The sequence below is a fragment of the Polaromonas sp. P4_H1 genome (genome assembly GCF_056400945.1).
Genome location: NZ_JBFUKG010000001.1, coordinates 432859 through 459341 on the forward strand (window position 1 = coordinate 432859; position 26483 = coordinate 459341).

The following is a 26483-nucleotide window of genomic DNA, read 5'->3' on the forward strand; positions in this document are numbered from 1 at the left end:
GTCGTTGAAACACAAGACTTTTCTGGAGACATCCATGCAAACACCTAAGGCCGACCGCCGCGCCGGGCCGCCCCAAGCGAGGCCAGCCCAGCCCCCTCGGGGGGCAGAGAGCGACACGCAGTGCACGAACGTGGGGGCTCAAGCCGGCCGGCGCGCCGGGCCGCCCCAAGCAAGGCCAGCCCCCTCGGGGGGCAGAGAGCGACACGCAGTGCGCGAACGTGGGGGCTCAGCACTCCCCCTGGCCGGCATCCGCGTCCTGGACCTCACGCGTGCGCTGGCTGGCCCCTTCTGCACCATGATCCTGGCCGACCTCGGCGCCGACGTCATCAAGGTCGAGCCGATGGGCGACGGCGACATGATCCGCAACTGGGGCCCGTTCGACCGCGGCACGAGCGCCTATTACCTGAGCGGCAACCGCAACAAGCGCGGCATGGCCGTCAACTTCCGCGAACCGCGCGCGCTGGACATGCTGCGCCGACTGGCTGGTGAATGCGACGTGATCGCCGAGAACTTCCGCCCCGGCGCCATGGAGGCCATGGGCCTCTCCTTTGAGAGCCTGGTGGCAGCGAACCCGCGGCTGATCTACGCGGGCATCACCGGCTTTGGTCGCACCGGCCCGGCCGGTCAGCGGCCGGGCTTTGACCAGATTGCCCAGGGGCACTCGGGCCTGATGAGCGTGACAGGCTCCGCCGAATCCGGGCCCATGCGCGTCGGTGTCGCTATTGGCGACCAGGCTGCGGGCATGTGGTGCGCCATGGGTGTGCTCGCAGCCTTGAATGAACGCCATCGGACCGGCCGCGGCCAGCGGGTTGAAACGTCACTCCTCGCGAGCCTTGTTGGCCTGCTCAGCGTGCAAGGCCAGCGCTACCTGAGCCTGGGCGAAGTGCCGCCCCTGGCCGGCAACACGCATCCGGTCATTTCTCCCTACGGGGTCTTCCAGACGGCCGATGGCCCCTTCAACATCGCACCGGCGACAACCGAGATGTGGCGCAAGCTCTGTTTGATCCTCGGCCTCGCGCCGCTGATCGACGACCCGCGATTCCCCGACAACGCCGCCCGCGTGGAGCGCCGCAACGAACTCAAAGCGATCCTTGAGGAACGCCTGACGACGCGTACCCGCGCCGAATGGACGCAAGACTTCCTTGCAGAAGGCATTCCCGCCGGCCCGATCAACAATCTCGCTGACGTGTTCGCGGACGAACAGGTGATCCACAGCGGTCTGGTGGAGGAAGTGATGCACCCGGAGCTTGGACCGCTCAAGCAAGTTGGCAGTCCGATCCGGCTGGACGCGATGGCCGGCGCCTCGATCCGCATGGCACCTCCGCTTCTGGGCCAGCACACCTTCGAGATCCTGCGCGAGTTCGGCTATGAGCAATCCACGCTTGACACGCTGGCCGACGGTGGCGTCATCAGCCAGCACCGCCAGGCTGTGACCTCATGAGCCACTCCAGCCAGCCGACGCTGCACATCGACGGCCGCGTCGCCACCATCACCCTGCGCAGGCCGGCCGAGCACAACCGCATCGACCCGGACGACCCGAAGGTCATCCTCCGGCTCCTCGAGGAAGTGGAAACCGAATCCAGCGTGGCCGCACTGGTCGTCACGGGCGAAGGCAACCGAACGTTCTGTTCCGGCTACACCCTCGCGCAGATCGGTTCACGCCTGGACCGCAGCTTTGAAGACATGCTGGACCGCATCGAGGCGGTGAAAGTGCCGACGCTGTGCGTGATGAACGGCAGCGCCTACGGTGGCGGCACCGATCTGGCCATGAGCTGCGACTTCCGCATCGGTGTGCAAGGCATCCGGATGTTCATGCCGGCCGCCAGGTTCGGCCTCCATTACTACCCGGGCGGGCTGCGCCGATTCGTCACGCGGCTCGGTCCGGCTGCCACCAAGAAGATATTCCTGACCGGGCAAACCCTCCAGGCGGATGAGATGCTGCGCATAGGCTTCCTGACCGAGCTGGTAGACCCGGCGGAGCTTGCCCGCACGGTGCAGTCGTATGTGGAGGCCATTACTCAAGGCGAACCCGAGGCCGTGGCGAGCATGAAGCTGCACATCGACCAACTGGCGCAGGGGACCTGGTCGGAAGAAATCGGACGCCACGCCTACGAACGTTCGCTGCGGTCGAAAGCCACAGCGTTGCGCCTGGCGACGCTTAAATAGGCCGCCGAGGTACTGCGAGTTCGCTAAGCCATTGCCGCCTGAACGGCGGAGATGAACGGCTTGACGAGCGGATTGTCCAAGTCTTGACGCCAGCACACGGCCATCTCCATTCCACCACCGTCATCTTCCAGAGGACGAAATGAAACGCCAGGGGGACTGCCGAGCGCGGCGCATGCTGGGACGATGGAAAACCCCTCTCCAGCCAGTACGAGGGCAAGGGCAGAGTGAACTGTCTCCACCCTCTGCATCACATGCGCCGTAATGTGGTGACGTCTGAGAAGCGATCCGATAGGAGAGGTATCCGCTCCGTTTTCCACCCTCGTGCTAGGCAATCCAACAAGCTTCATTCCTTGCAATTTGGCCATGGGGACTACTTTGTGACGGGCCAGCGGTGACCGCGCAGGCATAGCCAAAAGCAAGGGCTGTTTTCCGATCGTGACAGTAGCGATCCCGCTGCGTTGCAGTGGCGGCATACAGAGACCTACCGTCACTTTGAACTCGCTAATAAGCATCTCGTACGTGCTGGCACTCATCTCGACGAATTGGATGTCGACCCCGGGCAAAGTGCGTCTCAGCTCCGGGACCAACTTGGGGAGCACTGCATAGCCTAGCGCGAACATATAGCCCACGGTCAAGCGACCGCGGCGTCCCGCGGCCACCGCACGCGCTGCTTCAAAGCCGTCGTGCGCGAGCGCAAGCGCTTCCTTCGCGCGCGAATACAAAGCACCACCCGCATCGGTAAGCTCCATCCCCCTAGGCCCTCGACGAAAAAGCGCGGTTCCAAGCTGCGCCTCGAGGTTGTGGATGTGTACCGACAGAGGTGGCTGCGCCATGTGAAGCTGCATCGCCGCCTTTCCCACGCTGCGGGCATCCGCAACGGCAACGAAATAGCGGAGGTGTTTCAAGTCCATCAACCCATATTAAACGCGTATGGGATTGTCGTAAATCGGTATTAGACGAATGCATTGCGAAATGCGAAGCTCACACCGTCAAGAACCATGGAGATAGAGCTAAAGATGAGTGACGACCTTTGCCAAATGCCTGCAACCGTTCTGCGCCAAAAAATCGCGCGGCGGGAGGTCTCGCCTGTCGAAGTTACGCAAGCAATCCTTGATCGCGCCGTACGACTTCAACCGGTGCTTAACTGCTTCATCACCATCTGCGCTGACGAGGCGATGCAGGAAGCGCGCGCCGCTGAGCAAGCGCTCATGCGTAACGAACCGCTCGGCCTCCTCCATGGAATACCCTACACGTGCAAGGATTTGGTCAACACACGCGGGGTGCGCACGACATTCGGCTCGCTGATCTTCCAGAACAATGTTCCTACGGAAGACGCGGAAGCAGTGGCGCGCCTGCGTCGGCAAGGCGCCATCCTTATCGGCAAGACAACGACCTCCGAGTTCGGTGCCAAATGCCTGACTGACGCCCCCCTCTTCGGCCGCACCCGCAACCCCTGGCGCGCCGATCGCACCAGTGGAGGTTCCAGCGGCGGCGCGGCCGTGGCCGTGGCGGCGGGGATTGCACCGATCGGCATCGCCACCGACGGAGGCGGGTCAACCCGGATTCCTGCGGCGTGCAATGGTGTTGTAGGCCTCAAGCAAAGCATTGGCGTCGTTCCTCACTCGCAGACCGAAGATGCCTTCGGGAACCTCACGTATGTCACACCGATGACACGCACGGTGGCAGACACCGCGTTGATGCTCCAGGCCATGGCCGGCCCGGCGCCCGTCGACCCTTGGTCTATTGGCGTGCCGGTACCGGACTATTGCAAGGCGGCTACGGCAGGCGGCGACCTGCATGGTAAACGCATCATGTTCTGCATGGCACCCCAAGGCCGGCCCGTTTCAAGCGAGGTCGCGCGTGCGTTTGGGGATGCGCTCGCCCATCTGAAATCAATGGGGGCGCAATTGTGCGAGATGCCCGTCACCACTGACTTTGACATTGAGCCCCTCTGGCGCACGATCAACCACACGGTGTGGCTGGCGCGGTTTAGCGAGTGGGCACGCGAGCGTCCGAACGACCTCAGTCCTTCTCTCCTTCAACAACTTGAGTTGGCCAGGCACGTCACTGGGGTCGAGTATCAGCGAGCCATGTTCGACCGAACCCGCCTGTTCAGGCATGTCCAAGCGCTGTTGCACGAGAATGATTTCCTCGCCGTGCCCACGTTGTCGCGTACGGCCGTAGCGATCGACCAGGATCTCTTCGGCACGCTGGACATTGACGGTCAGAGCTACCCGGAGCTCCGCCCGAACTGGTTTCCCTGGACGATGCCGTTCAACCTCACCGGACATCCTGCCATCACACTTCCCTGCGGCTTCGACCCGGACGGACTTCCCATCGGCGTGCAACTGGTTGGGCGGTTCAGGGGCGATGCGGATCTGCTTCACGCCGCATCGCTGCTCGAGACATCCCAGGGACTGTTGTTGCGCCGACCAAATGGACTTGACTTGACCTAGGGTAGATCATGAACAAACTGAACCATAGATTTTCCAAGTGGGCATTTGCCTTCACGATTTTCAGCGGCACTCTGGCTTGCGTTCACGCTCAGTCAAACCCGCCGGGCGGCGCTTCAACCGAGCCCTTGAAGCTGGTGGTCGGATTCGCGCCGGGAGGCGCTCTCGACGCTTTGGCAAGGGCTTTGGCCGAGCAGCTGCGGAAGTCCACCGGGCAAACTGTTTTGGTCGACAACCGGCCAGGCGCGTCGACCCGCTTGGCCATCGAGTACGTGAAGCGAGCGCCGCCCGATGGCAATACGGTGCTCCTTGCATCCTCGGCGCCGTTCGTCATCTTTCCGATGACATACAAAAACGTGAACTACGACGTGGAACGCGACTTCGTTCCGGTGGCGCATCTGGTGGAATTCTCCAGCGTCATTTCCACGAGTGCCGCGAAGCCCTACAAAACACTGCCCCAATATGTCGCATGGGTCCGGAGCCACCCCGCAGATGGGATGGTAGGACTCACATCTCTTGGGGGTGGCCTGCACTTCTCCATCTTGGCGATGTCCAAGGAAATTGGCGTTCCCTTAAGTCCTGTTTCGTATAGAGGTGGTGCGCCCCTCGCAACGGACATCATCGGCGGACAAGTCCCCGTCGGAACAGATGCGCTGGCCAGTCAACTGGAACTTCATCGAGGTGGCAGGGTGCGCATCCTCGCGGTCTCTGGAACACGGCGTAACAAGCTATTGCCCGATGTCCCCACCGCGAAGGAAGCTGGCATCAACGGTTTCGATCACGCTACTTTTTCCTACAGCGCCTATGTTCCCGCCGGCACGCCCCCCGCTGTAACGATGCGACTTGAGCGCGCGCTAGTCGCGGCCGTGAAAGAGCGACAGGTCTATGCACAGCTCCTGAACATTGGGCTCGAGCCCACGGGGCTGGACGGCGCGACCGTCAGGACACAGCTACGCGCGGAGCGTGCCTTCTGGCGGCCCATCGTCGAAGCCTCCGGATTCAAGAGCGAAGAGTGAAGCCCGAATTTTTCTTAACGAACCATCCACTAGCGCAGGAGTATCGAAATGACTAGCAGACCCGGAGACATCTCATCAAAGCAGCAACCCGAAGGGATGAGCTCTGAGGAGTGGAACCTTCGCTGTGACTTGGCTGCTTGCTTTCAGCTGACGGACCTGTTCGGCATGTCCGACCTGATCTCGACACACATCTCCGTTTTGCTTCCAGGGCCGCAGCATCACTTCCTGCTCAATCCGCTGGGTGTTCTGTTCGACGAAATGACGGCGTCGAGCCTGCTCAAGGTCGACCTCGACGGCAGGGTGGTCGAAGGCGACCCGAACCTGATGAACCCAGCCGGTTTCATCATTCACAGCGCCGTGCACATGGCGGCGTCGGATCTGGTCTGCGTCATGCATTGCCATACGCGAGCGAACAATGCCATTGCCATGCAGGCCGCAGGCCTGCGGCCACTAACCCAAAAAGCAGCAGTGATGCTCGACTTCCTGGGCTATCACGACTATGAGGGAGCAGCGCTTGACGAAGACGAGCGAACTCGGCTCGTACGCGACCTTGGCGAGGGCCGAGTGCTAATTCTGCGCAACCACGGTGCAATGACGGTTGGCCGAAGCGTGGGCGAAGCCTTTTGCTGGATGCACAGGCTGGAAACTGCGTGCAAGTATCAGATCGATGGGATGGCGGGGGGCGCCCCACTTCACGAGCTTTCACAAGAGACCATCAACCACACACGTGCGCAAGGGAAGAAGATGCTTGGGCAAGGCGGTTTTCTTGAGGTCGGCCGGCTGGAGTGGCCGGCACTGCTGCGTAAGCTTGAGCGCGAGCGAGGCTCAGCGTACAGAACCTGACGAGTTACGGTGCTTCGTAAGCGGTAAGCGTCAAGTCTGGTCGATGGGCGATCAACCGGGGCAGGCGTCGCCGCCCGATTCCTGGGCGGCGCAGGCCCAAGCTGGCGTCGCGATCTGGACGCTTCGCATGGCACGCGGCGCACGCTGTATTTCTTCAAGGGCCGGTCGATCTCCAAATACGCTTCAAACTTCCGGCTGAAATCGCCTCACAGCAGCTTTACAAGCCCTTCTCGACCATATCCAGCAGACGCTGCCCAACCTGCTCCATCTGCGGCCCGACCACGCTGCGCAGCGGGCCATCGATGACCAGCATGGCCAGGCCGTGCACCGCCGACCACGCCAGGAACTCGGCGCCGGGGCGGCGTTCCGGGGGCAGCACGCCGGCGTCCACCAGTTTGTCGAGCGCGGCGCCCAGCAGTTCGAACGGGTCCAGGCCGCTCTGCCCGGACCGCTCGGCATCGGCCGGGCCGCCCTGGACCCTTTCCTTCATGTCGTCGGACGCGGCAAAGGCCGTGCGGAAGAGGCCCGTTTCGGCCTGCGCAAACCGCAGGTAGCCCGTACCCACCGCGCGCACATTGGCGCGGGCGAATTCGGCCGGCGGCAAATCCTGCGGCAGCGCGGCCAGCTCGGCTTCCATTGCGCGGGCCACGGCCGCCAGCGCAGCGGAGCGCACGGCCCGCAGCAAAGCCTGCCGGCTGTCGAAATGCCGGTAGGCGGCGTTGGGCGCAACCCCGGCGCGCCGCGTGGCCTCGCGCAGCACGACCGCGTCAGGTCCGCCAGCGCGCGCCAGCTCGATTCCCGCCTCCAGCAAGGCACGCCGCAGGTCGCCGTGGCGGTAGGTGCTGCGCGAGGCGGGGGGCTTGGACGGGGGCGTCATGACTTGTTACTTTTCGATGTGGACACTGTCCATTATCTTTGCTACTCTTCCTGTTCTTTTTGTGGACGTTGTACACAATTCGCGCAAATTCAGCAAGCTCATCCACCCGGCTCACCGTTCAACACCTGGCAAGGCAAAGACACAGTTCAGTTCCAAAGGAGTAGACCGTGCAGAAAATCACCCCCTTCCTGTGGTTTGACAACCAGGCCGAAGAGGCCATGAATTTTTATGTCTCCCTCTTCAAGAATTCGAAGATCCTGATGCTCAGGCGCTACGGCAAGGAAGGGCCGGGGCCCGAGGGAACTGTCATGACCGGCACCTTCCAGCTGGAAGGCCAGGAGTTCATGGCGCTCAACGGCGGCCCGCACTTCAGCTTTACGCCGGCCATCTCGCTGTTTGTGAGCTGCAAAACGCAGGAGGAAGTGGACGAGCTCTGGGACAAGCTCTCGGCAGGCGGCGCGCCCAACCAGTGCGGCTGGGTGCAAGACAAGTTCGGCTTGTCGTGGCAGATCATTCCCACCGTTTTGGGCGAGTTGCTGGGCGACAAGAACCCCGCGAAGTCCGGCGCCGTCATGAAGGCCATGCTGCAGATGCACAAGATTGACATCCAGCGCCTGAAGCAGGCCCACGAGACAGCTTGAGGCCGTGGCAAACCGCTGCTGCGCGGCCGACAGGAGATCGGGGCGCCGTCCGACGCGCCAGGCGTGTGCCTGAGCGGAATGCTTGTGAATGGGATTGAAGCGCACATTTAAGCGCCTTGAAGCGCCTTGAAGCGCCTTGAAGCGCCGACTCAACAACGGAAGAAACACATGCGAGCACATACCAGCCATTTTTGAATCAAGGAGTCATACATGACCGTCAAGCCAATGCCAGAGGGCTATCACACCGTAACGCCGTACCTGATGATCAAGGGCGCCGCCGAGGCCATCGGGTTTTACAAACGGGCGCTTGGTGCAACCGAGCTGTTCCGTTTGGCGCAACCCAACGGTCAAATTGGACACGCCGAAATCAAGGTCGGCGACTCCATCATCATGTTGGCCGACCCTTGTGAGGAAGGTGCGTTCCGCCACCCCCGGTCGCTGGGCGGCTCGTCGGTTGGCCTGCATGTCTACGTGGACGATGTGGACGCTCAATTTGCCCAGGCCGTCAGTGCCGGAGCCAAGGCCGTCAAGCCCGTGCAAGACCAGTTTTACGGTGATCGCACGGGGACGCTGGAAGATCCATTCGGGCACATCTGGTTTCTTGCCACCCACAAGGAGGATCTCACGCCAGAGGAAATCAACCGGCGCGCCGAGGCGCTCTTCAAACAGGACCACGCCTGACAAGGCGGTCAGGCAGGATGCACAACAAGGCGGAGCATCCCTTGCCTGTTCTGGCGGATAGCGGCATCCGCAAGCTCATTGCCATTCGCCTTCAATCCCGACACTTGAGGAGAACACCATGGCCAATCCATTCGTGCATGTAGAGCTGAACACGACCGATCTCAGCCAGGCAAAGACCTTTTACGGAAAGCTTTTTGACTGGACTTTGGAGGACATGCCGATGCCGCAAGGCACTTACACCCTGATTAAAGTGGGCGAGGGAACGGGCGGCGGCATGATGCAGCATCCCCAGCCCGGCGCCCCTTCCGCCTGGTTGCCCTATGTTGTAGTCGGCGACATCGCAGCGGCTACGCAAAAGGCCCAGTCGCTAGGCGCCACCGTTTGCAAGGAGGTCACGGAAGTCCCGGATATGGGCTGGTTCAGCATCATCATGGATCCGACGGGCGCAACGCTCGGTCTCTGGAAGCCCAAAATGTAAAAACGCCGGCACCGGCGAACTGGTCGCCTGGCCGGTTTCGCGCGACAACAAGCGCATGCAGCGGCCCCGGGAGGTGCATGGGGCCATCCACATCAAGTACTGAAAGGAAGATCGTCATGCAAGTTCAGCCCTATTTGTTTTTTGATGGCCGCTGCGAAGAGGCCCTCGAGTTCTACCGCAAGACGCTGGGCGCCGAGATCAAGATGATGATGCGCTTCAAGGAAAGCCCCGAGCCGCCTGCAGCCGGTTGCGGGCCGGTTTCTGGCGAAAGCATCATGCACGCCTGCTTCCAGATCGGCGACACCGAAGTCATGGCCTCCGACGGCATGGCCGCCGGCAAGCCGGAGTTCAAGGGCTTTTCGCTGTCGCTGACGGCGCCCTCCGACGACGAGGCGCAGCGCCTGTTCAAGGCGCTGGGCGACGGCGGGCAGGTGCAGATGCCGATGGCCAAAACCTTTTTCGCATCGTCTTTCGGCATGGTGGCCGACCGCTTCGGCGTGTCGTGGATGGTGATCAAGCCCCTCCCCATGCCCTGAGTGGCCAGCGCCATGCAGCTTTATTTTTCAGACACGCTGAACCCGCGAAAGGCCTGCGCCGTCGCGAAATACCTGAAGCTGCCGGTGGCATTCATCTACGTCGAGCTGGGCAAGGGCGCACACAGGACGCCGGTGTTCCGCGCGATGAACCCCAATGCCAAGGTACCCGTACTGGTGGATGGCGGCACGACGCTGTGGGAGTCGAACGCGATCATGTGCCACCTGGCGGACAAGGCCGGCTCGGACCTGTGGCCGCGCGACGCGCGCCAGATCGAGGTGATGCGCTGGCTGATGTGGGACGCGACCGAGTTCGCGCCGCAGGCCTCCACGTTTTATTTCGAGTACCTCATCAAGCCGCGTTTCAGCATGGGCGAGCCCGATCCGGCGGAAATCCAGAAGGCCACCGAGGGCTTCATGCGCTATGCCGCCGTGCTGGAAGGTCATCTGCGCGGGCGCAGCTACCTGGTAGGCGAGGCCTTGAGCGTGGCCGACTTTGCGGTGGCGATCACACTGCCCTACGCGCAGCAGGCCAGGCTGCCGCTGGAAGGGTTTCCGGAAATCCGGCGCTGGCACGCGCGCCTCAATGAGCTGGAGGCCTGGCGCGAGCCTTTTCCCACCCTGCAGGCGGCGTAATTCACGGCGTAGTTCAACTTCAATCATCCAGGATGAGTTTGATGAAAACAGAACCGCAAAAGGAACACCAGTGGCTGCAGCAGCTGCTGGGCGACTGGACGTATGAGGCCGAGATGCAAATGGGTCCGGATCAGCCGCCGACGAAAAGCAGGGGCCAGGAAAGCGTGCGCACCCTCGGCGGCCTGTGGCTGCTGTGCGAGGGCAGCGGCACCATGCCGGGCCTTGAAGGAATCGGCACCACGCTGATGACGCTGGGCTACGACACGCAAAAGCAGGCATTCGTCGGCAGCTGGGTCGGCTCAATGATGGCCAACATGTGGATCTACAAAGGCCAGCTCGACCCTGCGCAAAAAGTGCTGACGCTCGACACCGAGGGGCCGAGCTTTGCCGGCGACGGCAAGCTGGCCAGGTACCAGGACGTGATCACCCTCAAAAACAGCCAGGAGCGCGAGCTGAGCTCCCAGGTGCTGCAAGGCGACGGGACATGGAAGCGCTTCATGACGGCCAGCTACCGGCGCGTGAAGTAGCACCTGGAGACCGGGTAGCGCCTGGAGTCCGGCAGGCGGGCGGCGGGGAGCGGTTGAAAGACGGCGGGGCAGCCTTAGTTGTATTCTTTGCATTCCAGACTGAAAGGCCGCTCATGTCCAGCCCCATTCTCCACCTCAAGCCCCTTGGTTTTCCGTGGGAAACCATAGACCCCTTCCTTTTCTGCGCCTACCACGACGACGCCTACCCCGAGGCGAATGCGCAGATGGGCCCGGCCAGCTCGCTGGCGGGCCGCGACATCGGACAGGACTTCAGCCGCAAGGACGGCTGGAGCATGTACCACGGCAGCACGGTGCCGGGCTTTCCGCCGCATCCGCACCGCGGCTTTGAAACCGTGACCATCGTGCGCAAGGGCCTGATTGACCATTCCGATTCGCTGGGCGCCACGGCGCGCTTCGGCCAGGGCGACGTGCAGTGGCTCACGGCCGGCCGGGGCGTGGTGCATTCCGAGATGTTCCCGCTGCTCAACCAGGACCGCCCCAACCCGCTGGAGCTGTTCCAGATCTGGCTGAACCTGCCGGCGCGCAGCAAGATGTCCGACCCGCACTTCACCATGTTCTGGTCGCAGGACATTCCGCGCCTGACTGCCACCGATGCCGCAGGCCACCGGACCGAGGTGGCCGTGATCGCCGGGCGGCTGGGACAGGAGGGCAGCGCCGCGGCTGCACCGCTGGCGCCGCCGCCCGACTCATGGGCCGCGCAGGCCGACGCCGACGTGGCGATCTGGACGATTCGCGTGGCGCCCGGCGGGCGCTGGACGCTGCCCGCCGCGACCGGACAGGGCACGCGGCGCAGCCTGTATTTCTTCAAGGGCGCGCGGGTGTCCGTGGCCGGGCAACCCATCGCCGACCACGCAGCCCTGGAACTGCGCGCGACCGATCCCGTCGAGCTGGTCAACGGCGGCAGCGAAGCTGCCGAGTTTTTGCTGCTGCAGGGCAAACCCATCGGTGAGCCAGTGGCCCAGTACGGCCCGTTTGTGATGAACACGCAGGCCGAGATTGCGCAAACCCTGGACGACTACCGGCGCACGCAGTTCGGCGGCTGGTCGTTTGCCGAGGACGCACCGGTGCATGGCCGCGACCCGGCGCGTTTTGCGAACCACCCGGGCGGACGCGAAGAGCGGCCAACGAGCGGTGACGATCACGCTGCAGCCCATGCCGCAGATGACGACGTCGACGTCGAGTAAACCTGGAAACGGCAGTTGGATGCGTCCGAGTGCGTCGTGATCGGCGTGGCAGGCAAGGCGTGACAACGCAGTGGGCTTGTGCCCACAAGGCGGAGCAACGCAGCATGGCGCTCGAGCACGGTGCAATCGGATGCATAGCGCTGTTGCCCAGAAGGTGAACGCAATCGAAGAGGGGAAAGTCAATGGGCATGCGGCTCTCCTGAAGTTTTCGAGCGGTCAACTGCTGTTTCCAGGGTAAAACACCCACGGAACCCCGGCAAACAAGAGGCCAGGAGCGGGCAATCGCCAGTAAGCGATTGAGCACGGCGCACCAAAGGATTGCCGGTCTGGTCCGTTATAAAACCATGCCGGTCCTGATCCACTCCAGCACCGACCCATGCCCGGGCTTCCAGCCCAGTTCATTTCGCGCACGCCTGGACGACACGCGGCTATTGGACCCAAGCGAATAGCTCGCCCGGCCGGCGCCCCATTCCCTGATGGCCTCTTCAATCGGCCACCCCTGGGGTGCGCCGAGTCCCAGGCGTTCCGCAATGGCCGCCGTGATCTGCGCGTACGAGGCCTCGCCGTTCTCCACATAGTAGAACGAACCCGCCGGGGCGTGATTCAAGGCGAGGAGGTACAGCTCGCTCACATCCTCGATGTGCACGTTCGACCAGATGTTCAGGCCGTGCCCCACATGGCGCGCGATACCGCTTTGGCGCGCCTGCGCCAGCAGGAGGGGGATTTGAGCACTGTGCGGCTTGAGTCCGAGCCCATTGCCATAGATCATGCTGTTGCACAGCACGATGGAGCGCAAACCGCGTTCGGTCGCGGCCCTGATGACCTGTTGGTCCAGCGCTGCGCGCTGCGCCTTCCCGGGGACTGGCCTAACAGGGGTGTCTTCGTCGTAGACCGTCCCGCCCGCCCATTCGCCGTTCGCGTGGTCGGCAACCACGCTGCTGCCGCTGGTGTGGATGAAGGTTTTCCCGGTTCCGGCAAGCGCGTCCATCAAGGTTTCAACAGCAGCCAGGTCATCCGAACTGGCGGCATTGACCACGGCATCCGCCGAACGTGCCTCACGTCTTAATACCGCGCCGTCAGCGAGGTCTCCGAGAACAGGCTTGATGCCCAGTTCAGAAAGTTGTGCGGCTTGGGCTTCGGTCCGTGCCAGTCCATGCACCGTATGGCCAGCGGCCACCAGGCGCACGGCGACGGAGCCACCAATGAATCCGGTGGACCCGGTGATAAATACATTCATGGGAGGCTTGGGAGTAACGGCATTTGACATGAGAGCTTACCGGAACCAGGTGGCCGGCACCATCACCAGCTGAGGGAACAGGACGAACAAAAACATCAGCACGGTCAGCGACAGCAAAAAAGGCCAGACCCCCTTGATCACGCTGTCCAGACTGCAGCGGGACACCCCCGCCACCACATTCAGGACCGTGCCGACAGGCGGTGTCAGCAGGCCAATCGCGTTGTTCATGATGAACATCACGCCGAAGTACACCGGGTCGATACCGGCCTTGGTGATCACCGGCATCAGGATGGGGGTCAGGATGAGCACCGTGGGCATCAGGTCGAGCGCGGTTCCCACAATGATGACCAGGATCATGATCATGAACATCAACAGGATCTTGTTGTCCATGAAGGGTGTCAGCAAATCCGTGACCTGCATGGGAATGTTGGCGATGGTGATGAGCCAGGCCGAGACCAGGGCGCATGCGACCAGAAACATGACCGTGCTGGAAGTTTTCATCGCAACGAGCATCAGGTGAGGCAACTGGGGCAGCTTGAGCTCCCGGTAGACCAGCGTACCCACCAGGAAGGCGTAGACGACGGCAACAACGGCAGCTTCCGTCGGCGTAAAGACACCGATCTTCATGCCACCAATGATGACCACCGGCAATATCAGCGCCCAGACGCCATCGGCCAGCGCCCGGCCCAGTGCCGGCAGGCTGAAAACACGGGTCGGCGCTACAGACTCTTTTTTGGCGCACACCCACCATGTGGCCGCCAGCGTGAGCGCCATCATGAGGCCGGGGAAGATGCCGGCCAGGAACAGCTTGGTGATCGAGATCTGCGCCATCACGCCGAAGATGACGAAGGCGATGGAGGGCGGAATCACCGGTGCAATGATGCCGCCCGCGGCAATCAGCCCGGCCGAGCGCGGCACGTTGTACCCCGCGTTGCGCATCATGGGGATGAGCAGTGCAGCCACCGCGGCGGAGTCTGCGACCGCAGAGCCGGAAATGCTCGCGACCACCGTCGCCGCGATCAGGGCCACGTAGCCCAGGCCGCCGCGCACGTGCCCGATCAGGGAGTCGGCAACGTGCACGATGCGCTTGGACAGGCCGCCTGCATTCATGAGCTCGCCCGCCAGCATGAAAAAGGGCACGGCCATGAGCGGATAGTTGTTGACGCCCTCGAGCAGGTTGAGCACCAGGATTTGCGAATCGAAGTTGTCCAGATGGAACATCAATGCGACACCACATGCCAGCAGCGCGAAAGCAATGGGCATGCCCAGCGCCATGGCGCCAAGCAAGGAAAATATGAAGACTGCAATGGTCATAAATGTTTTTCTATTTCATTCGCCCGAAGAGCCGCTATGCGGCACCAGTTCGTCCTTGGGCATGCGCCCGGAAACCTGCCGCCAGAGCGAGTGAGCGAACACGATCGCCATCCCGACGCTGCTGATCAGCACAGACGAGTACACCAGTCCCATGGGGATGCCCGTGACGGCGGCGTGATCGTCCATGGTGATCACCACCTGCTTCCAGCCGCCATACACCAGCAGGCAGCAGCAGGCCAGCGACAGCACATCCGCAGAAAAGCGGCAGATACGCTGGCCTCTTTCATTCAGGCGGTCGATCAGGGTGGAAACACCGAGGTGCGCATGATCCTTCATCACCATCAGTGCGCCGATCAGCGTGAGCCAGATGAAGAGAAAGCGCGAAACCTCCTCGGAAAAAGCAATCCCCGAGCTGAACGCGTAACGCAATACGACATTGCCGAATACGAGCACGATCATCGCGGTGAACATGGCGACCATCAACCAATTGGCACTGGTTCTCAAGATATTGTTGAACATGCCTGTCTCCTTTAGTTTTTGTCGAGCCCTGTGACATCCGGTATGCGGTAGAAGCGCCTGGCGTTGTCGTGCCAGATGGCGCTTTGTGCGGCCTCACTCAAATCTTTTAAGGCACCGGCCATGGTGTCCACCAGTTCCGGCACGCCGATGCGCAGCCCGGCGACCGGCATGTTGCTGGCAAACATGCAGCGCTGCCAACCAAAAATGGCAATGGTGTCACGTATCACGGCGGTGTTTTCATCGGCGTTCCACGGCGCATGTCGCAAACCGAATTCAGAGAGCTTGACATGCACCTGGTCGTGGCGTGCCAGCGCCTCCATGCCTTTGCGCCAATGGGCCAGGCCCGCCGCGGAACGGTCCCAGGGCAAGCCTGCGTGCTCCAGCACCACGGAAATGCCAGGCAGTTGCTGGACGACTGCCGCGGCCTCTTCAAGATGCCAGAACGGCACCCGCAGGTCCCACGACAGGCCGTGGTTTTCCAGCAGGGCCAGACCTGCAAGCCATTGCTCATCCTGCAGCGATCCGGGCTGGCCGCGTACGGACCCGTTGGCATTCGCACTGGTGAGCGGCTTGCAGCGTATGCCGCGTACCAGCGCAAAGGCCGCATGCTGTGCGAGCTGCTCGTCGGCGTCGGGCGATGCGAAGTCGACATGGGCCACCACGGCGTTCGGGAACTCGTGGACTGCATGAATCTCATGCAACCATGCCGTCTCGGCCAGCGACTCCTTGCGGTCGCGCTCGGCTTCCACATGCACCGTTGCGGCGAGCGGCAGGCCTTGCCAGATGCTTCGGTACTCTGCCGGGCCGAAGTTCCGGCGAAGCGGCTCGTAGTCACCCAGGTGGAAGACGGCAGGGTTGTAGTCCTGCTGCAGCCAGGGGTACCCGCCGCGGCCGAGGTCCCACAGGTGGTGGTGCGCATCCACGATGGCGGCTGGACGGGTTCCCATGGGTAATGACACCTTGGGCTCAGCGCTGAAGATCAATCGCCTTAAGAACGGCGTCGCCGTTCTTTTCGACGTACATCTTGCGGACTTCGTCCTTGACCACGGCACGGATGCCGGCGATGTCGGGGGTTTCGTTCACCTGCATGCCCTTGGCGCGCAACTGAGCAATAGCCGCTGTTTCATTCTCCGCGTTCATCTTGCGCTGCAGCACCGCAGCGCTGGCAGATTCCTCAAGCAGCACTTTCTGGAACTCAGGCTTGAGCGCATCAAATTTCGCCTTGTTCATGACAACGACGAGAGCGGTGTAGGCATGGCGGGTCAGCGACAGGTACTTTTGCACCTCGTACATCTTGGAGGAAACCATCAACACCGGTGGATTCTCGTTGCCATCCACGGCGCCGGATTCAAGCGCTGAAAACACCTCGGCAAAAGGCATCGGTTGCGGGCTGGCGCCGAGCAACTGGAAGGCCTTCAGATGAGAAGGATTTGGCGTGGTGCGGATCTTCAGCCCCTTGATGTCCTCGGCCTTCGAGACCTGGCGCTTGTTGTTGGCCAGGCTGCGAAAGCCTATCTCCCAGAACGCCAGGCCTTTCAGCTGGTGCGCACCCAGGTCATCGAGCAGGGATCGGCCTGTGGGGCCGTCCAGCACGCGGTAGAGCTGCTGCGCATCGGTGAATTGATAGGGCAAATCCAGCACATTGAGCCGGGGCGCCAGGCCCGTGAAAAAGGGGTTTCCGGTGGCGCCGATGTCGATCGTGCCGCTGCGGACGCTGTTGATCAAGGTGGAGTCGTTGCCGAGCTGGCTGTTGGCGAAAACCTGGATCTCGACACCCCCCTGGGTGCGTTCCTTGACGCGCTTGCTGAACTCCAGCGCGGCCAAATGCTGTGAATCGTTCGCCGGCAGCGTATGGCCGAACCGCAGCTTGACGGGCGCAGTCTGCGCGGAGGCAAGGCCGGCGGTCGCGGCGAGAAGCAGGGCGATGGACGCCAAAAATAAGCGCGTTTTCATGAGAAGTCTCCTTTATGTTTACGAAGGCAGCAGTGGTCGGTGGTCCCGCATGCTCCGGTTCGACGGCAATCAGTGGGTGGTCAATACGCCATCAGTGTATGAAGCGCCCGAATGCGTCACAAGCGACATTTAGTCGTCCTGCGCCCTAGAAAAGCTCATCCCCTTCGGCCGCCTACAGGGAGGCCCGAAGCATGGCGTCGTAGTCAGCCGGGGTCGCCAGACGGGGGTTGGTCTTGTGGCAGTGGTCCTTTAGCGCGCCTTCAATGACTTTCGGGAAGATATCCGGCGAAACGTCCAGTTGGCGCAGGCCCGTCGGCAGTCCCAGCCGTGCATTCATCGACAAGATCGCCGGGCCCAGCGCCGCGGGACCGGCAACATCCATTGCCTGCGCCATGCGCTCCAGGCGCTGCTCTTTCTGCACCGACTCTGCCACGGCGTTGAACGCTATGACTGCCGGCAGGAAAATGGCGTTCAGGGTCCCGTGGTGAAGCCGCGGGCTCAGGCCTCCGAGCGAGTGGCTGAGGCTGTGCACGCAACCCAGGCCCTTCTGAAATGCCAGGGCGCCCTGCATCGAGGCGCTCATCATGTTCAGCCGGGCTTCGCGATCCTGGGGAGACGCGGTGGCGCGTTCGATGTGTTTCCACGCACGGCGCAAGCCGTCCAGTGCAATCCCGTCGGCCGGCGGGTTGAAGGCGGGCGCCATGAAGGTCTCCATGCAATGGGCAATCGCGTCCATGCCGGTGGCCGCGGTCAGCAAGGGCGGCAACCCAAAAGTCAGCTCGGGGTCGCAGATCGCCACCCGGGGTATCAGGTAGGGCGAGAGCACGCCGACCTTGCGGCCGTCGTCCAGAATCAGCACCGCACCGCGCCCCACCTCACTGCCTGTGCCAGCGGTCGTCGGAATGGCGATGACGGGCGCCGTCTTCGCCGTGATCCTGCCAACGCCTCCTTCGATCGCCGCGAACATTCGCAGCTCCCCCTCGTGCGTCGCGCACACGGCCACCCCTTTGGCCAGGTCAATGGGCGAACCCCCGCCAATGGCAATGATGCCGTCGCAGACATGCGCGACATACAACTCGACTGCCTGCCGCATGGCGGCCTCGGTCGGGTTGGAAGGCGTCCTGTCGAAGACGACCGCCTCCTTGCCATTCGCCAGGTGGGACAGGACACGGTCGACGATGCCGGCGGCGCGCACACCGGCATCCGTGACGATGAGGGGTCGCTTGATACCGATCCGGTCGCACTCGCGCTGCAAGAGCTGGACCGCGCCAAAGTCGATTTCGATTTGGGTAACGTAGTTGATGGTGGCCATGGAATCCCCGATGTTGAACTGGAACTTGTGAAGCAAACGCCGCATGCAATGCAGCCGTTTCGCGGCAACTGAAGCTGTTGGCCAGCTTGCAGTGCGCGTATTCTGGGAGTACTTCAGTCCACCTGCAAGGCACATTTTCTTGACGAGTGATCAAGAAATTTTCATGCGTTGGGGCCGCGAGTTTTTCTTGAAGCCATGCAGAAAATTTCTCGCTTGGTGCCATCACCGTTGAAACCTAGACTCTGCTCCTCATGCAAGGCAAGCAGCGCAAACCCCGTTTGCACCTTGCGCAGATTTGAAGTTTCTACAGAGCGGGACCTATGCCAACACCAGTACTGATTGATCGAAGGGAGAGCGTCGCGACGGTCACGCTCAACAACGCGGCCAAGCTCAACGCCATGAACCGTGACATGTGGCTGGGTCTGGAGGCGGCTGTCAAAACGCTGTCGGCTGACGACGATGTGCGCTGCATCATCCTTCGCGGCGCCGGTGACCAGGCTTTCTCGGCGGGCGCCGACATCGAGGAGTTCCCCCGCGCGCGGCTCAACGGAACGCAGGCACGCGCCTATGCCCATGTCACCGAAGCTGCGATGCAAGCGATCGCCGCCTGCCGCCATCCGACGCTGGCGATGATCCAGGGCGCCTGCGTGGGGGGCGGCCTCGAGATTGCCTCGGTCTGCGACATGCGCATCTGCGGCGTCTCCAGCCGCTTTGGCGTGCCGGTCAGCCGGCTCGGACTGGTGATGTCTTACGGTGAACTGGGCGGCCTGGTGTCACTGGTCGGTGCCAGCACGGCGCTGGAGATCCTGCTGGAAGGCCGGGTGTTCGGTGCAAAGGAGGCGCTCGACAAGCGCCTCGTGAACAAGGTGGTGGAAGACGCCGAGGTGCCGGCTGAAGTGGAGGCCATCGCCCGGCGCATCAGCCACGGCGCGCCGCTCGTCGCGCAATGGCACAAGAAATTCATTCGCAGGCTGGCAGATCCGGCGCCGCTGACGGAAGCGGACCGGGACGAGGCCTACGCGTGCTTCGACACGGAAGACTTTCGCGCCGGCTATCAGGCATTCATCAACAAGACCCGACCGGTCTTCAAGGGGAAGTGACATGGGACCGTTGCAAGGAATGAAGGTCATCGAACTGGCCCACATCATGTCGGGCCCGATTTGCGGGCTGATGCTCGCCGACATGGGCGCACAGGTCATCAAGGTTGAAAAGGTCCCCGGAGGCGATGACGCCAGGCGCTTCGCGCCTGTCCTGCCGTGCGGCGAGTCGGCAGCCTTCATGATCGTCAATCGCAACAAGCGGGGCATCGGCCTGAACCTGAAGACCGCAGGCGGCAAGGCGGTTCTGCTCAAGCTCCTGAAAGATGCGGACGTCGTGACCGAGAACTACCGCACCGGCACCATGGAAAAACTCGGGCTCGGGTATGAAACGCTGCGCGAGATCAACCCGGCGCTGATCTACTGCTCGATCTCCGGCTTTGGCCGCACGGGCCCCATGGCCGAGAGCGCCGGCTTTGACCTGGTGGCACAGGGCATGAGCGGCTTGATGAGCATGACGGGCGAGGAAGGCCAGGCGCCCATCAAGGCCGGATCGCCCGTGGCCGACATCAATGCCGGGATTCTGGCGGCACTGGGCATCGCCGCCGCCTATGCCCAAAGGCTGCGCACCGGCCTGGGTCAGAGCGTGGACACGTCGCTGTTCGAGGCCAGCCTGCACCAGATGTACTGGCCGGTGGCCAGTTACTTCACCGACGGGACCGTGCTGCCCAAGATGGGTTCGGCCAACGCGACCAGCTCACCCTACCAGGCTTTCCGCTCCAAGGATGGCTGGATCAACATCGGTGCGGCCAACCAGAGCAACTACGAACGCCTGCTCGAGGTGCTGGACGCACCGGCCCTGGCATCCGATCCGCGGTTCACCACCAACGCGGGCCGCATGGAGCACCGGCCGGAACTGGTGCGCCTGCTGACGGAGCAATTGACCCGGCGAACCACCGCGGAATGGATGGCGCTGTTCGACCGTGTCGGGCTGCCGGCCGGCCCCATTCTCGGCATCGCCGAGGCGGTCGCCCATCCCCAGACGATAGAGCGCGGAATGATCGTGGAGACCCGGCATCCCACGGCCGGCAGTGTGAAAGGGCTGGGCCTGCCCATCACGTTTTCAGAAGGGCGGGACCACAGCGGCCGGCCCGCCCCCCGCCTGGGCGAGCACACCGTCGAAGTGCTGCGCGAGTTCGAATTCTCCGATGAGGACATTCGCACGCTGCGTCAGGAGGGCGCGATCTTCGCCATGGAGTGAGCGCTCCGCCCCCGCATGAAAGAGTTTTTGTTCATGGATTCCGGCGCAAGTTGCGCCAACCATTCAACCCGAGGAGATACCGTGTCTGCATTCAACTTACGCAAATGGTTTATGGCCCTGTGTGCCGTCGGTCTCACGGCCGGCGCCGCAGCGCAGCCGGGCGGCTACCCCAGCCGCAGTATCGAACTGGTCGTGCCCTGGCAGGCAGGGGGTGGCGCGGACGTGGTTGCCCGCGCCTTTGCGGTCGCGGCGCAAAAGCACCTGCCCCAAAGCATCGTGGTGATCAACAAGCCCGGCGCCAGCGGCGTGCTGGGCATGACCGAAGTCTGGAAGGCCAAGCCCGATGGGTACCGGCTTCTGCTGGCCTCCAGCGAGATGACCTTCCTGAACCATCTTGGCCTGGCCAAGTTCTCGTATGAGGATTTCGCGCCGATTGCCCGACTGAACGCCGACCCGGCTACCGTCGCGGTTCGCGCCGATGCGCCTTATGCAACGCTCGAAGAGTTTCTGGAGGCCGCGCGCAAGCCGGGCTCGAACATCCGGGTCGGCAATGCGGGCCATGGCTCGACGTGGCATATGGCGGCGGTCGCTCTTGCAGACAAAACCCGTGCGGCCTTCAACCACATTCCTTACGCAGGAGGGGCGCCGGCGATTCTCGCGCTGCTGGGCGGCCACATCGACGCGGTCACCGTCAGCACGGCCGAGGTTTCCAGCCACGTTGCCACGGGCAAGCTCAAGGTCCTGGCGGTCATGGCCGACCGCCGCGTCAAGGGATTTGAATCGGTGCCGACGCTCAAGGAGCGCGGTATCGACGTGTCGCTTGGCATCTGGCGCGGCCTGGCCGCCCCCCGGGATACGCCGCCCGAGGTGCTGAAGGTCCTGCGCGCCGTCGTCGCGAAAACGGTCCAGGAGCCAACCCTGCGGGAAGCGCTTGAGAAGCTGAACTACAGCACCGACACCTACGCCGATGACGTGACCCTGCAGGCGGTCATGGCCCGTGAAAGCCTTTATTTCAAACAGCTGGCCGGCAAGCTTGAACCCAAGCCTTGAGGCTGCCGGCCAGCGTCACCCCTTGTATGGAGACGAAACGCAACCCTGCCGCCCGTCCCTGTGCATTTTTCGCCCTTAACTTTGAACTGACGAGGAGACATTCATGAAAACTACTGCATCGTACCTACGCGCTTTCTGCGGCGCTTCCCTGTTGGCCCTGGCCTGCATCCCGGCCGCGTGGTCCGCCGACGAGGTCGCGCCTCCCGATATATCGTTCAAGCCGGGCGACGTCCGCTACACCATGAACCCCGCCTCGCCCTCCCAGAGCGCGGTCCTGTTCGGTGACCCGAAACAGCCGGGCCTGTTCATCCTGCGCGTGCGCATCCCGGCGAACACCCGGTTGCCTGTGCACACCCATCCCGACAAGGTCAGGATCGTCTCCATCATTTCGGGCACCCTCTACTTCGGCTACGGCGACAAGTTTGACGAGTCCAAGCTGATCGCCTACCCTGCAGGATCGCTCTTCAAGGAACCCATCGAAGCACCCCACTATTCGTGGACCAAGGACGGGGACGTCGTCTGTGACGTGATCGGCATCGGCCCGTCGTTCACCACGCTGGTACCGCAAAAAAACTGACGGCCCCCGGGGCGAGCGACTGCTTCAACGCATGGTCACTCGCCCCGCCGCCCGCTGCAAGGAATCGCCGGCATGAACTTTGATGAACCCTTTATCGATGCCCACCAGCATTTTTGGAACCTGCGAAACAACCCCTACCCCTGGCTGCAGGGGGAAGATGTCAGCGGGTTCCGGTATGGCGACTATGCCGCACTCAAGCGCGACTACCTGCCCTGCGACCTGGCCCGAGACACCGAGGGCTTTCGGCCCGTCAAGACAGTTCACATAGAAGCCGAATGGGAGCGTGCGACGCCGCTGGGCGAAACGCAGTGGCTGACGCAGGTGGCCCGTCAGACGGGATGGCCTTCTGCCATCGTCGGGCACGCCAGGCTTGATGCACCGGATGTGGATGAAGTGCTCCGCGGGCAGGCTGGCTATGCGATGGTCCGTGGCATACGCCACAAGCCCGTGACCGCCGCACTGCGTGCCGAGGCCCGGCGCGGTTTGCCGGGCTCCATGGATGACGAGCAGTGGCGCAAGGGCTATGCATTGCTGGAGCGCCACGGTTTTTCCTTTGATCTGCAGGCGCCCTGGTGGAACCTCGACCAGGCGGCCGATCTGGCCCGTGATTTCCCCGCTACCCGGCTCATCATCAACCACACCGGACTGCCCGCAGACCGGAGTGCCGAAGGTCTGAGCGGCTGGCGCCGGGCCATGGAACAGGTCGCGCGCCAACCGAATGCCGCCGTGAAGATCTCTGGTTTGGGCCAGCAGGGTCAGCCCTGGACCCAGACGGCGAATGTGCCCATCATTCGCGACACGATTGCGATTTTCGGTGCGGATCGTTGCCTGTTCGCCAGCAATTTTCCGGTGGACAGCCTGGTGGCGACTTATGAAGACATTCTGGCGGGCTTTCTTGCCGCCATCGCGGACCGCCCGCCTGAAGAGCGCCGCATGCTGCTGCATGACAACGCACAGCGCATCTACCGCTTGTAGGCCGCCTCGGCATCTTTTGATTCAGCGGCATTGGCCAGGGCAACCTCGCTGCGAATCCATTCCGCGAAGAGCGTGATGCGCGGGTCGTTGATCCGCTCTTTCGGATACACCATGTAGTAGGAAAACTCGACCGGCAGGCTGATGTCGAACGGGCGCACCAGGCGACCTTGGGCCAGGTCGTGGAGCACCCAGTTCTTCTTTGCAAGGGCAACGCCCAAGCCGTCGATGGCGGCATTGATCACGAGATGGCTGGGCCAGAACGAGGGGCCACGCGTCGCGTCGACGCCGGTGACCCCTGCATGTGCCAGCCACATCGACCAGTCCGGATTGGAGACGTCGGTGTACTTGCTGTCGTCGTGCAGCAAGGTGTGATGTTTCAAATCTTCCGGCTTCAGCAACGGGTGCTCACCGCGCATGAGCGCGGGGCTGCACACCGGAAAGACTTCGACCGACAGGCACACCTCGGAATGCAGGCCGGGATAGTTGCCGCGGCCATAGCGGATCGCCAGGTCGTAGTCCTCGCGCTCGAAATCGACCATGCGCGCGGACGTTGAAATCTTGAGGTCGATGTCCGTGTGCGCTTTCATGAATCGGTCCATGCGCGGAATGAGCCACTTGACGGCAAAAGTCGGAGGAACGCTGACCCTGAGTGCCGGCAGATTCTGGGCATGCAGCTGTTGGGTCGCGGCGGCCAATTGCTGGAACGCTTGCTGCACGCCGGGCAGGTAAGCACGCCCCGCCGCCGTCAACGCGAGCGCCTTGGACTCGCGCACAAAAAGAACGACACCCAGGCTTTCTTCCAGCGCCTTGACCTGGTGGCTCACGGCTGAGGGCGTGACAAACAGCTCATCGGCCGCGCGGGTAAAGCTCAGATGACGCGCTGCCACCTCGAACGCCCTCAAGGGATTGAGGGGGGGAATCTGACGCGCCATCTCTTGTCTCTGTTGGTAATTCAGGCTCGAAGCGAGCCTTTTAATTCTTGGAACCCTGACGGTGAGTTTACTTGAAACACACCCCGGTGTCACATTCATGAGGCCGCTCCTCCGGCCACTGCGCTTGAGATTTCGCTTCGAGTTTCGCTTCAAGTTTTTCTCGTGTCGGGTTCAATTAAATGTCGCTTGTCCGGAGCACCCTGCGACCATAAACTTTGCCGCCATGGCCGCGATGAACGTTTTGCCGGTCGCAAACCTGGAACAAAAGAATGACGAGTAAAAAATGACGAATGACCTGAGCATCGGCACGGAGATATCCAGAACCATCACGGTGGACCTGCCCCGAACCGTGGACTTTCTCGGTGAAGAGCTTCGCGTGTACGCCACACCGGAGCTGGTACGGGACATCGAGCAAACCTGTCTCGACTTTCTCCTCACGCATGTCGGGCCCGGGGAGAATTCGGTGGGCATCGCGATTGATCTCAGCCACAGCGCGGCCACGCTGGTCGGCATGGCGGTGCAGATCACCGCCACGGTCATGGCCATGGAGGGACGCAAGGTGAGCTTCAAGGTCACGGTGGCCGATGGCATGGAAGAGATCTGCAGCGGAACACACAGCCGGTTCATCGTGGACGTGGCCAAACTCCGCGGGCGTGTTCACGACAAGGCCCAACGCGCCCTGGCGGTGCGCTGACCTTATTCCTTATCTCTTATCTCTTCCCGCCACATTCGTTCTGCTTCTTTTTTCTTTTTCTTTTTCTTTGTCTTCTGGATCCCCATGCAACGCTACAACAATCTGATTGCCAGCTGCTGGGTTGCCGGCGCAAGCTACGCACCCAATATCAATCCCTCCAACCTGGCCGATGTCCTGGGTGAGTACGCCCAGGCAGATGCCTCCCATGTCGACGCGGCGGTGGAGGCGGCACGCGCGGCGTTCCCGGCCTGGTCGACCTCGGGTATTCAGTTGCGCAGCGACGCGCTCGACCGGATCGGCACCGAAATCCTTGCGCGAAAGGAAGAACTTGGGACACTACTTTCGCGGGAGGAGGGGAAGACAAAAGCCGAAGGCATCGGCGAGGTCACCCGTGCTGGGCAGATTTTCAAATTTTTCGCGGGGGAATGCCTGCGCATGGCCGGCGAGAGCATGGCTTCCGTGAGGCCGGGCATCGGCGTGGAAGTCACGCGCGAACCCGTTGGCGTGGTGGGGCTGATCACCCCGTGGAACTTTCCGATCGCGATCCCGGCCTGGAAAATCGCACCGGCCCTGGCCTGGGGCAACTGTGTCGTCTTCAAGCCTGCCGACATCGTGCCTGGCTCTGCGTGGGCGCTGGCCGAGATCATCTCGCGCAGCGGCATCCCGGCCGGGGTGTTCAACCTGGTGATGGGCCGGGGCAGCGTGATCGGCGAGGCGCTGGTCCATCACGCCGGCATCGATGCCGTGAGTTTTACGGGCTCGGAGGGCGTGGGCCGGCGCATTGCGCAAGCCTGCGTTGCCAGCTTCAAGAAAATCCAGCTGGAGATGGGGGGCAAGAATCCGCAGGTCGTGCTCGACGACGCCGACCTGGCCCAGGCGGTGGAGCTCTGTGCTCAAAGCGCGTTTTATTCAACCGGTCAGCGTTGCACGGCCTCCAGCCGTTTGATCGTGACTCAGGGCATCTACGGCCAGTTCGTGGAAGCCCTGCAGGCGCGCATCGCCCGGATCAGGGTCGGGGACGCACTGGCCGCGGGAACCGACATGGGGCCGGTCTCGTCGCGGGCCCAGCTCGAGCAGAACCTCAGCTACGTGCAGATCGGGCAATCGGAAGGCGCGACGCTGGCGTTCGGCGGCGATCGCATGAAGGCTGACAAGGACGGCTTCTTCATGGCACCGGCGCTCTTCACCGACAGCACACCCTCCATGCGGATCAACCGCGAAGAAATTTTCGGACCCGTGGCCAGCGTGATTCGCGTGGCGAACTACGAGGAAGCGCTGGAGGTGGCCAACGACACGCCGTTCGGGCTCTCCGCCGGCATCGCGACCACCTCGCTGAAGTACGCCACCCATTTCAAACGCCACAGCCAGGCGGGCATGGTGATGGTGAACCTGCCGACGGCCGGAGTGGACTATCACGTGCCCTTCGGCGGCCGCAAGGGGTCAAGCTATGGGCCCCGCGAGCAGGGCCGGTACGCCCAGGAGTTTTTCACGACGGTGAAGACTTCCTACACGCTGGCCTGAGCGGCTCGACGGGCGCCCCGGCCGCCACCGGCCCTGGGGCATTGC

28 protein-coding genes are annotated in these 26483 nt (G+C 62.6%); 19 read left to right on the top strand and 9 right to left on the bottom strand.

What is annotated here, in order from left to right; genetic code table 11:
- Positions 1 to 208: 208 nt before the first annotated feature.
- Together AC1DS5_RS01940 and AC1DS5_RS01945 are read left to right on the top strand one after the other, a co-directional pair.
- Entirely contained in the window at positions 209 to 1441 is a 1233-nt protein-coding gene (locus AC1DS5_RS01940; protein WP_477716556.1) for a CaiB/BaiF CoA transferase family protein, read from the top strand.
- Entirely contained in the window at positions 1438 to 2166 is a 729-nt protein-coding gene (locus AC1DS5_RS01945) for an enoyl-CoA hydratase/isomerase family protein (RefSeq protein WP_477716557.1), read from the top strand. The genes AC1DS5_RS01940 and AC1DS5_RS01945 overlap by 4 nt, the downstream gene beginning before the upstream one ends.
- 23 nt (positions 2167 to 2189) lie before the next feature.
- Here the strand turns inward: AC1DS5_RS01945 and AC1DS5_RS01950 are convergent, their stop codons facing one another.
- Positions 2190 to 3077 carry a LysR family transcriptional regulator gene (locus AC1DS5_RS01950; protein WP_477716558.1) on the bottom strand — a complete coding sequence of 296 codons (888 nt, stop codon included), beginning with the start codon at positions 3075 to 3077 and terminating at the stop codon, positions 2190 to 2192.
- A 105-nt stretch (positions 3078 to 3182) separates the two neighbouring features.
- On the opposite strand from AC1DS5_RS01950, the gene AC1DS5_RS01955 reads away from it, so the two are divergent.
- The 3 genes from AC1DS5_RS01955 to AC1DS5_RS01965 are packed head-to-tail and all read left to right on the top strand — an operon-like array spanning position 3183 to position 6478.
- Positions 3183 to 4622: an amidase gene (locus AC1DS5_RS01955; RefSeq protein ID WP_477716559.1), complete on the top strand. Its 1440-nt coding sequence runs from the start codon at positions 3183 to 3185 to the stop codon at positions 4620 to 4622.
- Positions 4623 to 4630: 8 nt separating this feature from the next.
- Entirely contained in the window at positions 4631 to 5635 is a 1005-nt protein-coding gene (locus AC1DS5_RS01960; RefSeq protein ID WP_477716560.1) for a tripartite tricarboxylate transporter substrate-binding protein, read from the top strand.
- A gap of 48 nt (positions 5636 to 5683) precedes the next feature.
- Positions 5684 to 6478, top strand: coding sequence for a class II aldolase/adducin family protein (locus AC1DS5_RS01965; protein WP_477716561.1), 795 nt, complete (start codon positions 5684 to 5686; stop codon positions 6476 to 6478).
- 217 nt (positions 6479 to 6695) lie between these two features.
- Here the strand turns inward: AC1DS5_RS01965 and AC1DS5_RS01970 are convergent, their stop codons facing one another.
- Positions 6696 to 7355, bottom strand: coding sequence for a TetR/AcrR family transcriptional regulator (locus AC1DS5_RS01970; RefSeq protein ID WP_477716562.1), 660 nt, complete (start codon positions 7353 to 7355; stop codon positions 6696 to 6698).
- A 167-nt stretch (positions 7356 to 7522) separates the two neighbouring features.
- Between AC1DS5_RS01970 and AC1DS5_RS01975 the strand changes: the two genes are divergently transcribed.
- From AC1DS5_RS01975 to AC1DS5_RS02005, 7 genes are all read left to right on the top strand, one after another.
- Positions 7523 to 7996 carry a VOC family protein gene (locus AC1DS5_RS01975; RefSeq protein WP_477716563.1) on the top strand — a complete coding sequence of 158 codons (474 nt, stop codon included), beginning with the start codon at positions 7523 to 7525 and terminating at the stop codon, positions 7994 to 7996.
- A gap of 210 nt (positions 7997 to 8206) precedes the next feature.
- The gene (locus tag AC1DS5_RS01980; RefSeq protein WP_477716564.1) at positions 8207 to 8677 is read left to right on the top strand and encodes a VOC family protein; all 471 of its coding nucleotides are present in this window, start codon (positions 8207 to 8209) and stop codon (positions 8675 to 8677) included.
- 118 nt (positions 8678 to 8795) lie between these two features.
- Positions 8796 to 9155 (top strand): VOC family protein, encoded by a 360-nt coding sequence (locus tag AC1DS5_RS01985; protein ID WP_477716565.1) that lies wholly within the window; start codon positions 8796 to 8798, stop codon positions 9153 to 9155.
- 116 nt (positions 9156 to 9271) lie between these two features.
- A complete protein-coding gene (locus AC1DS5_RS01990; RefSeq protein ID WP_477716566.1) occupies positions 9272 to 9691 on the top strand; it encodes a VOC family protein in 420 nt (139 codons plus the stop codon).
- A gap of 12 nt (positions 9692 to 9703) precedes the next feature.
- Positions 9704 to 10324 (top strand): glutathione S-transferase family protein, encoded by a 621-nt coding sequence (locus tag AC1DS5_RS01995; RefSeq protein ID WP_477716567.1) that lies wholly within the window; start codon positions 9704 to 9706, stop codon positions 10322 to 10324.
- Positions 10325 to 10365: 41 nt separating this feature from the next.
- Positions 10366 to 10851, top strand: a complete 486-nt coding sequence (locus tag AC1DS5_RS02000) for a DUF1579 domain-containing protein (RefSeq protein ID WP_477716568.1) — start codon at positions 10366 to 10368, stop codon at positions 10849 to 10851.
- Between the two features lie 113 nt (positions 10852 to 10964).
- Positions 10965 to 12056, top strand: a complete 1092-nt coding sequence (locus AC1DS5_RS02005) for a pirin family protein (RefSeq protein WP_477716569.1) — start codon at positions 10965 to 10967, stop codon at positions 12054 to 12056.
- 334 nt (positions 12057 to 12390) lie between these two features.
- On the opposite strand, the gene AC1DS5_RS02010 is transcribed toward AC1DS5_RS02005, so the two are convergent.
- The 6 genes from AC1DS5_RS02010 to AC1DS5_RS02035 form a co-directional block, all read right to left on the bottom strand.
- The gene (locus tag AC1DS5_RS02010; protein ID WP_477716570.1) at positions 12391 to 13293 is read right to left on the bottom strand and encodes an NAD-dependent epimerase/dehydratase family protein; all 903 of its coding nucleotides are present in this window, start codon (positions 13291 to 13293) and stop codon (positions 12391 to 12393) included.
- Between the two features lie 36 nt (positions 13294 to 13329).
- Complete coding sequence (locus AC1DS5_RS02015; RefSeq protein WP_477716571.1) at positions 13330 to 14607, bottom strand: TRAP transporter large permease subunit; 1278 nt, start codon at positions 14605 to 14607, stop codon at positions 13330 to 13332.
- A 15-nt stretch (positions 14608 to 14622) separates the two neighbouring features.
- Entirely contained in the window at positions 14623 to 15126 is a 504-nt protein-coding gene (locus AC1DS5_RS02020) for a TRAP transporter small permease (RefSeq protein ID WP_477716572.1), read from the bottom strand.
- 11 nt (positions 15127 to 15137) lie between these two features.
- Positions 15138 to 16073, bottom strand: a complete 936-nt coding sequence (locus AC1DS5_RS02025) for an amidohydrolase family protein (RefSeq protein WP_477716573.1) — start codon at positions 16071 to 16073, stop codon at positions 15138 to 15140.
- A gap of 19 nt (positions 16074 to 16092) precedes the next feature.
- Entirely contained in the window at positions 16093 to 17079 is a 987-nt protein-coding gene (locus AC1DS5_RS02030; protein ID WP_477716574.1) for a TRAP transporter substrate-binding protein, read from the bottom strand.
- 172 nt (positions 17080 to 17251) lie between these two features.
- A complete protein-coding gene (locus AC1DS5_RS02035) occupies positions 17252 to 18391 on the bottom strand; it encodes an iron-containing alcohol dehydrogenase (RefSeq protein WP_477716741.1) in 1140 nt (379 codons plus the stop codon).
- Positions 18392 to 18711: 320 nt separating this feature from the next.
- On the opposite strand from AC1DS5_RS02035, the gene AC1DS5_RS02040 reads away from it, so the two are divergent.
- The 5 genes from AC1DS5_RS02040 (at position 18712) to AC1DS5_RS02060 (ending at position 23291) form a co-directional block, all read left to right on the top strand.
- Complete coding sequence (locus AC1DS5_RS02040) at positions 18712 to 19491, top strand: enoyl-CoA hydratase-related protein (protein WP_477716575.1); 780 nt, start codon at positions 18712 to 18714, stop codon at positions 19489 to 19491.
- A 1-nt stretch (position 19492) separates the two neighbouring features.
- The gene (locus AC1DS5_RS02045) at positions 19493 to 20689 is read left to right on the top strand and encodes a CaiB/BaiF CoA transferase family protein (RefSeq protein WP_477716576.1); all 1197 of its coding nucleotides are present in this window, start codon (positions 19493 to 19495) and stop codon (positions 20687 to 20689) included.
- Positions 20690 to 20770: 81 nt separating this feature from the next.
- The gene (locus tag AC1DS5_RS02050) at positions 20771 to 21739 is read left to right on the top strand and encodes a Bug family tripartite tricarboxylate transporter substrate binding protein (RefSeq protein WP_477716577.1); all 969 of its coding nucleotides are present in this window, start codon (positions 20771 to 20773) and stop codon (positions 21737 to 21739) included.
- A gap of 103 nt (positions 21740 to 21842) precedes the next feature.
- Positions 21843 to 22316, top strand: a complete 474-nt coding sequence (locus AC1DS5_RS02055; RefSeq protein ID WP_477716578.1) for a cupin domain-containing protein — start codon at positions 21843 to 21845, stop codon at positions 22314 to 22316.
- A gap of 72 nt (positions 22317 to 22388) precedes the next feature.
- Positions 22389 to 23291, top strand: coding sequence for an amidohydrolase family protein (locus AC1DS5_RS02060; RefSeq protein WP_477716579.1), 903 nt, complete (start codon positions 22389 to 22391; stop codon positions 23289 to 23291).
- On the opposite strand, the gene AC1DS5_RS02065 is transcribed toward AC1DS5_RS02060, so the two are convergent.
- Positions 23279 to 24223 (bottom strand): transcriptional regulator GcvA, encoded by a 945-nt coding sequence (locus AC1DS5_RS02065; protein WP_477716580.1) that lies wholly within the window; start codon positions 24221 to 24223, stop codon positions 23279 to 23281. The two genes, AC1DS5_RS02060 and AC1DS5_RS02065, sit on opposite strands and share 13 nt — an antisense overlap.
- 283 nt (positions 24224 to 24506) lie before the next feature.
- Here AC1DS5_RS02065 and AC1DS5_RS02070 point away from each other — a divergent pair, with 283 nt between their 5' ends.
- On the top strand, positions 24507 to 24917 hold the full coding sequence (locus tag AC1DS5_RS02070) for a thioesterase family protein (RefSeq protein WP_477716581.1): 411 nt from the start codon (positions 24507 to 24509) through the stop codon (positions 24915 to 24917).
- Positions 24918 to 25001: 84 nt separating this feature from the next.
- Entirely contained in the window at positions 25002 to 26438 is a 1437-nt protein-coding gene (locus AC1DS5_RS02075) for an aldehyde dehydrogenase family protein (RefSeq protein WP_477716582.1), read from the top strand.
- The last annotated feature ends 45 nt before the right edge of the window (positions 26439 to 26483 follow it).

Excerpts from the sequence above, each read along its gene's own strand:
- AC1DS5_RS01945 (WP_477716557.1), top strand. The coding sequence starts at position 1,438 with ATGAGCCACTCCAGCCAGCCGACGCTGCACATCGACGGCCGCGTCGCC.
- AC1DS5_RS01950 (WP_477716558.1), bottom strand. The coding sequence starts at position 3,077 with ATGGACTTGAAACACCTCCGCTATTTCGTTGCCGTTGCGGATGCCCGC.
- AC1DS5_RS01955 (WP_477716559.1), top strand. The coding sequence starts at position 3,183 with ATGAGTGACGACCTTTGCCAAATGCCTGCAACCGTTCTGCGCCAAAAA.
- AC1DS5_RS01960 (WP_477716560.1), top strand. The coding sequence starts at position 4,631 with ATGAACAAACTGAACCATAGATTTTCCAAGTGGGCATTTGCCTTCACG.
- AC1DS5_RS01965 (WP_477716561.1), top strand. The coding sequence starts at position 5,684 with ATGACTAGCAGACCCGGAGACATCTCATCAAAGCAGCAACCCGAAGGG.
- AC1DS5_RS01970 (WP_477716562.1), bottom strand. The coding sequence starts at position 7,355 with ATGACGCCCCCGTCCAAGCCCCCCGCCTCGCGCAGCACCTACCGCCAC.
- AC1DS5_RS01980 (WP_477716564.1), top strand. The coding sequence starts at position 8,207 with ATGACCGTCAAGCCAATGCCAGAGGGCTATCACACCGTAACGCCGTAC.
- AC1DS5_RS01985 (WP_477716565.1), top strand. The coding sequence starts at position 8,796 with ATGGCCAATCCATTCGTGCATGTAGAGCTGAACACGACCGATCTCAGC.
- AC1DS5_RS01990 (WP_477716566.1), top strand. The coding sequence starts at position 9,272 with ATGCAAGTTCAGCCCTATTTGTTTTTTGATGGCCGCTGCGAAGAGGCC.
- AC1DS5_RS01995 (WP_477716567.1), top strand. The coding sequence starts at position 9,704 with ATGCAGCTTTATTTTTCAGACACGCTGAACCCGCGAAAGGCCTGCGCC.
- AC1DS5_RS02000 (WP_477716568.1), top strand. The coding sequence starts at position 10,366 with ATGAAAACAGAACCGCAAAAGGAACACCAGTGGCTGCAGCAGCTGCTG.
- AC1DS5_RS02005 (WP_477716569.1), top strand. The coding sequence starts at position 10,965 with ATGTCCAGCCCCATTCTCCACCTCAAGCCCCTTGGTTTTCCGTGGGAA.
- AC1DS5_RS02010 (WP_477716570.1), bottom strand. The coding sequence starts at position 13,293 with ATGAATGTATTTATCACCGGGTCCACCGGATTCATTGGTGGCTCCGTC.
- AC1DS5_RS02015 (WP_477716571.1), bottom strand. The coding sequence starts at position 14,607 with ATGACCATTGCAGTCTTCATATTTTCCTTGCTTGGCGCCATGGCGCTG.
- AC1DS5_RS02020 (WP_477716572.1), bottom strand. The coding sequence starts at position 15,126 with ATGTTCAACAATATCTTGAGAACCAGTGCCAATTGGTTGATGGTCGCC.
- AC1DS5_RS02025 (WP_477716573.1), bottom strand. The coding sequence starts at position 16,073 with ATGGGAACCCGTCCAGCCGCCATCGTGGATGCGCACCACCACCTGTGG.
- AC1DS5_RS02030 (WP_477716574.1), bottom strand. The coding sequence starts at position 17,079 with ATGAAAACGCGCTTATTTTTGGCGTCCATCGCCCTGCTTCTCGCCGCG.
- AC1DS5_RS02035 (WP_477716741.1), bottom strand. The coding sequence starts at position 18,391 with ATGGCCACCATCAACTACGTTACCCAAATCGAAATCGACTTTGGCGCG.
- AC1DS5_RS02040 (WP_477716575.1), top strand. The coding sequence starts at position 18,712 with ATGCCAACACCAGTACTGATTGATCGAAGGGAGAGCGTCGCGACGGTC.
- AC1DS5_RS02045 (WP_477716576.1), top strand. The coding sequence starts at position 19,493 with ATGGGACCGTTGCAAGGAATGAAGGTCATCGAACTGGCCCACATCATG.
- AC1DS5_RS02055 (WP_477716578.1), top strand. The coding sequence starts at position 21,843 with ATGAAAACTACTGCATCGTACCTACGCGCTTTCTGCGGCGCTTCCCTG.
- AC1DS5_RS02060 (WP_477716579.1), top strand. The coding sequence starts at position 22,389 with ATGAACTTTGATGAACCCTTTATCGATGCCCACCAGCATTTTTGGAAC.
- AC1DS5_RS02065 (WP_477716580.1), bottom strand. The coding sequence starts at position 24,223 with ATGGCGCGTCAGATTCCCCCCCTCAATCCCTTGAGGGCGTTCGAGGTG.
- AC1DS5_RS02070 (WP_477716581.1), top strand. The coding sequence starts at position 24,507 with ATGACGAATGACCTGAGCATCGGCACGGAGATATCCAGAACCATCACG.
- AC1DS5_RS02075 (WP_477716582.1), top strand. The coding sequence starts at position 25,002 with ATGCAACGCTACAACAATCTGATTGCCAGCTGCTGGGTTGCCGGCGCA.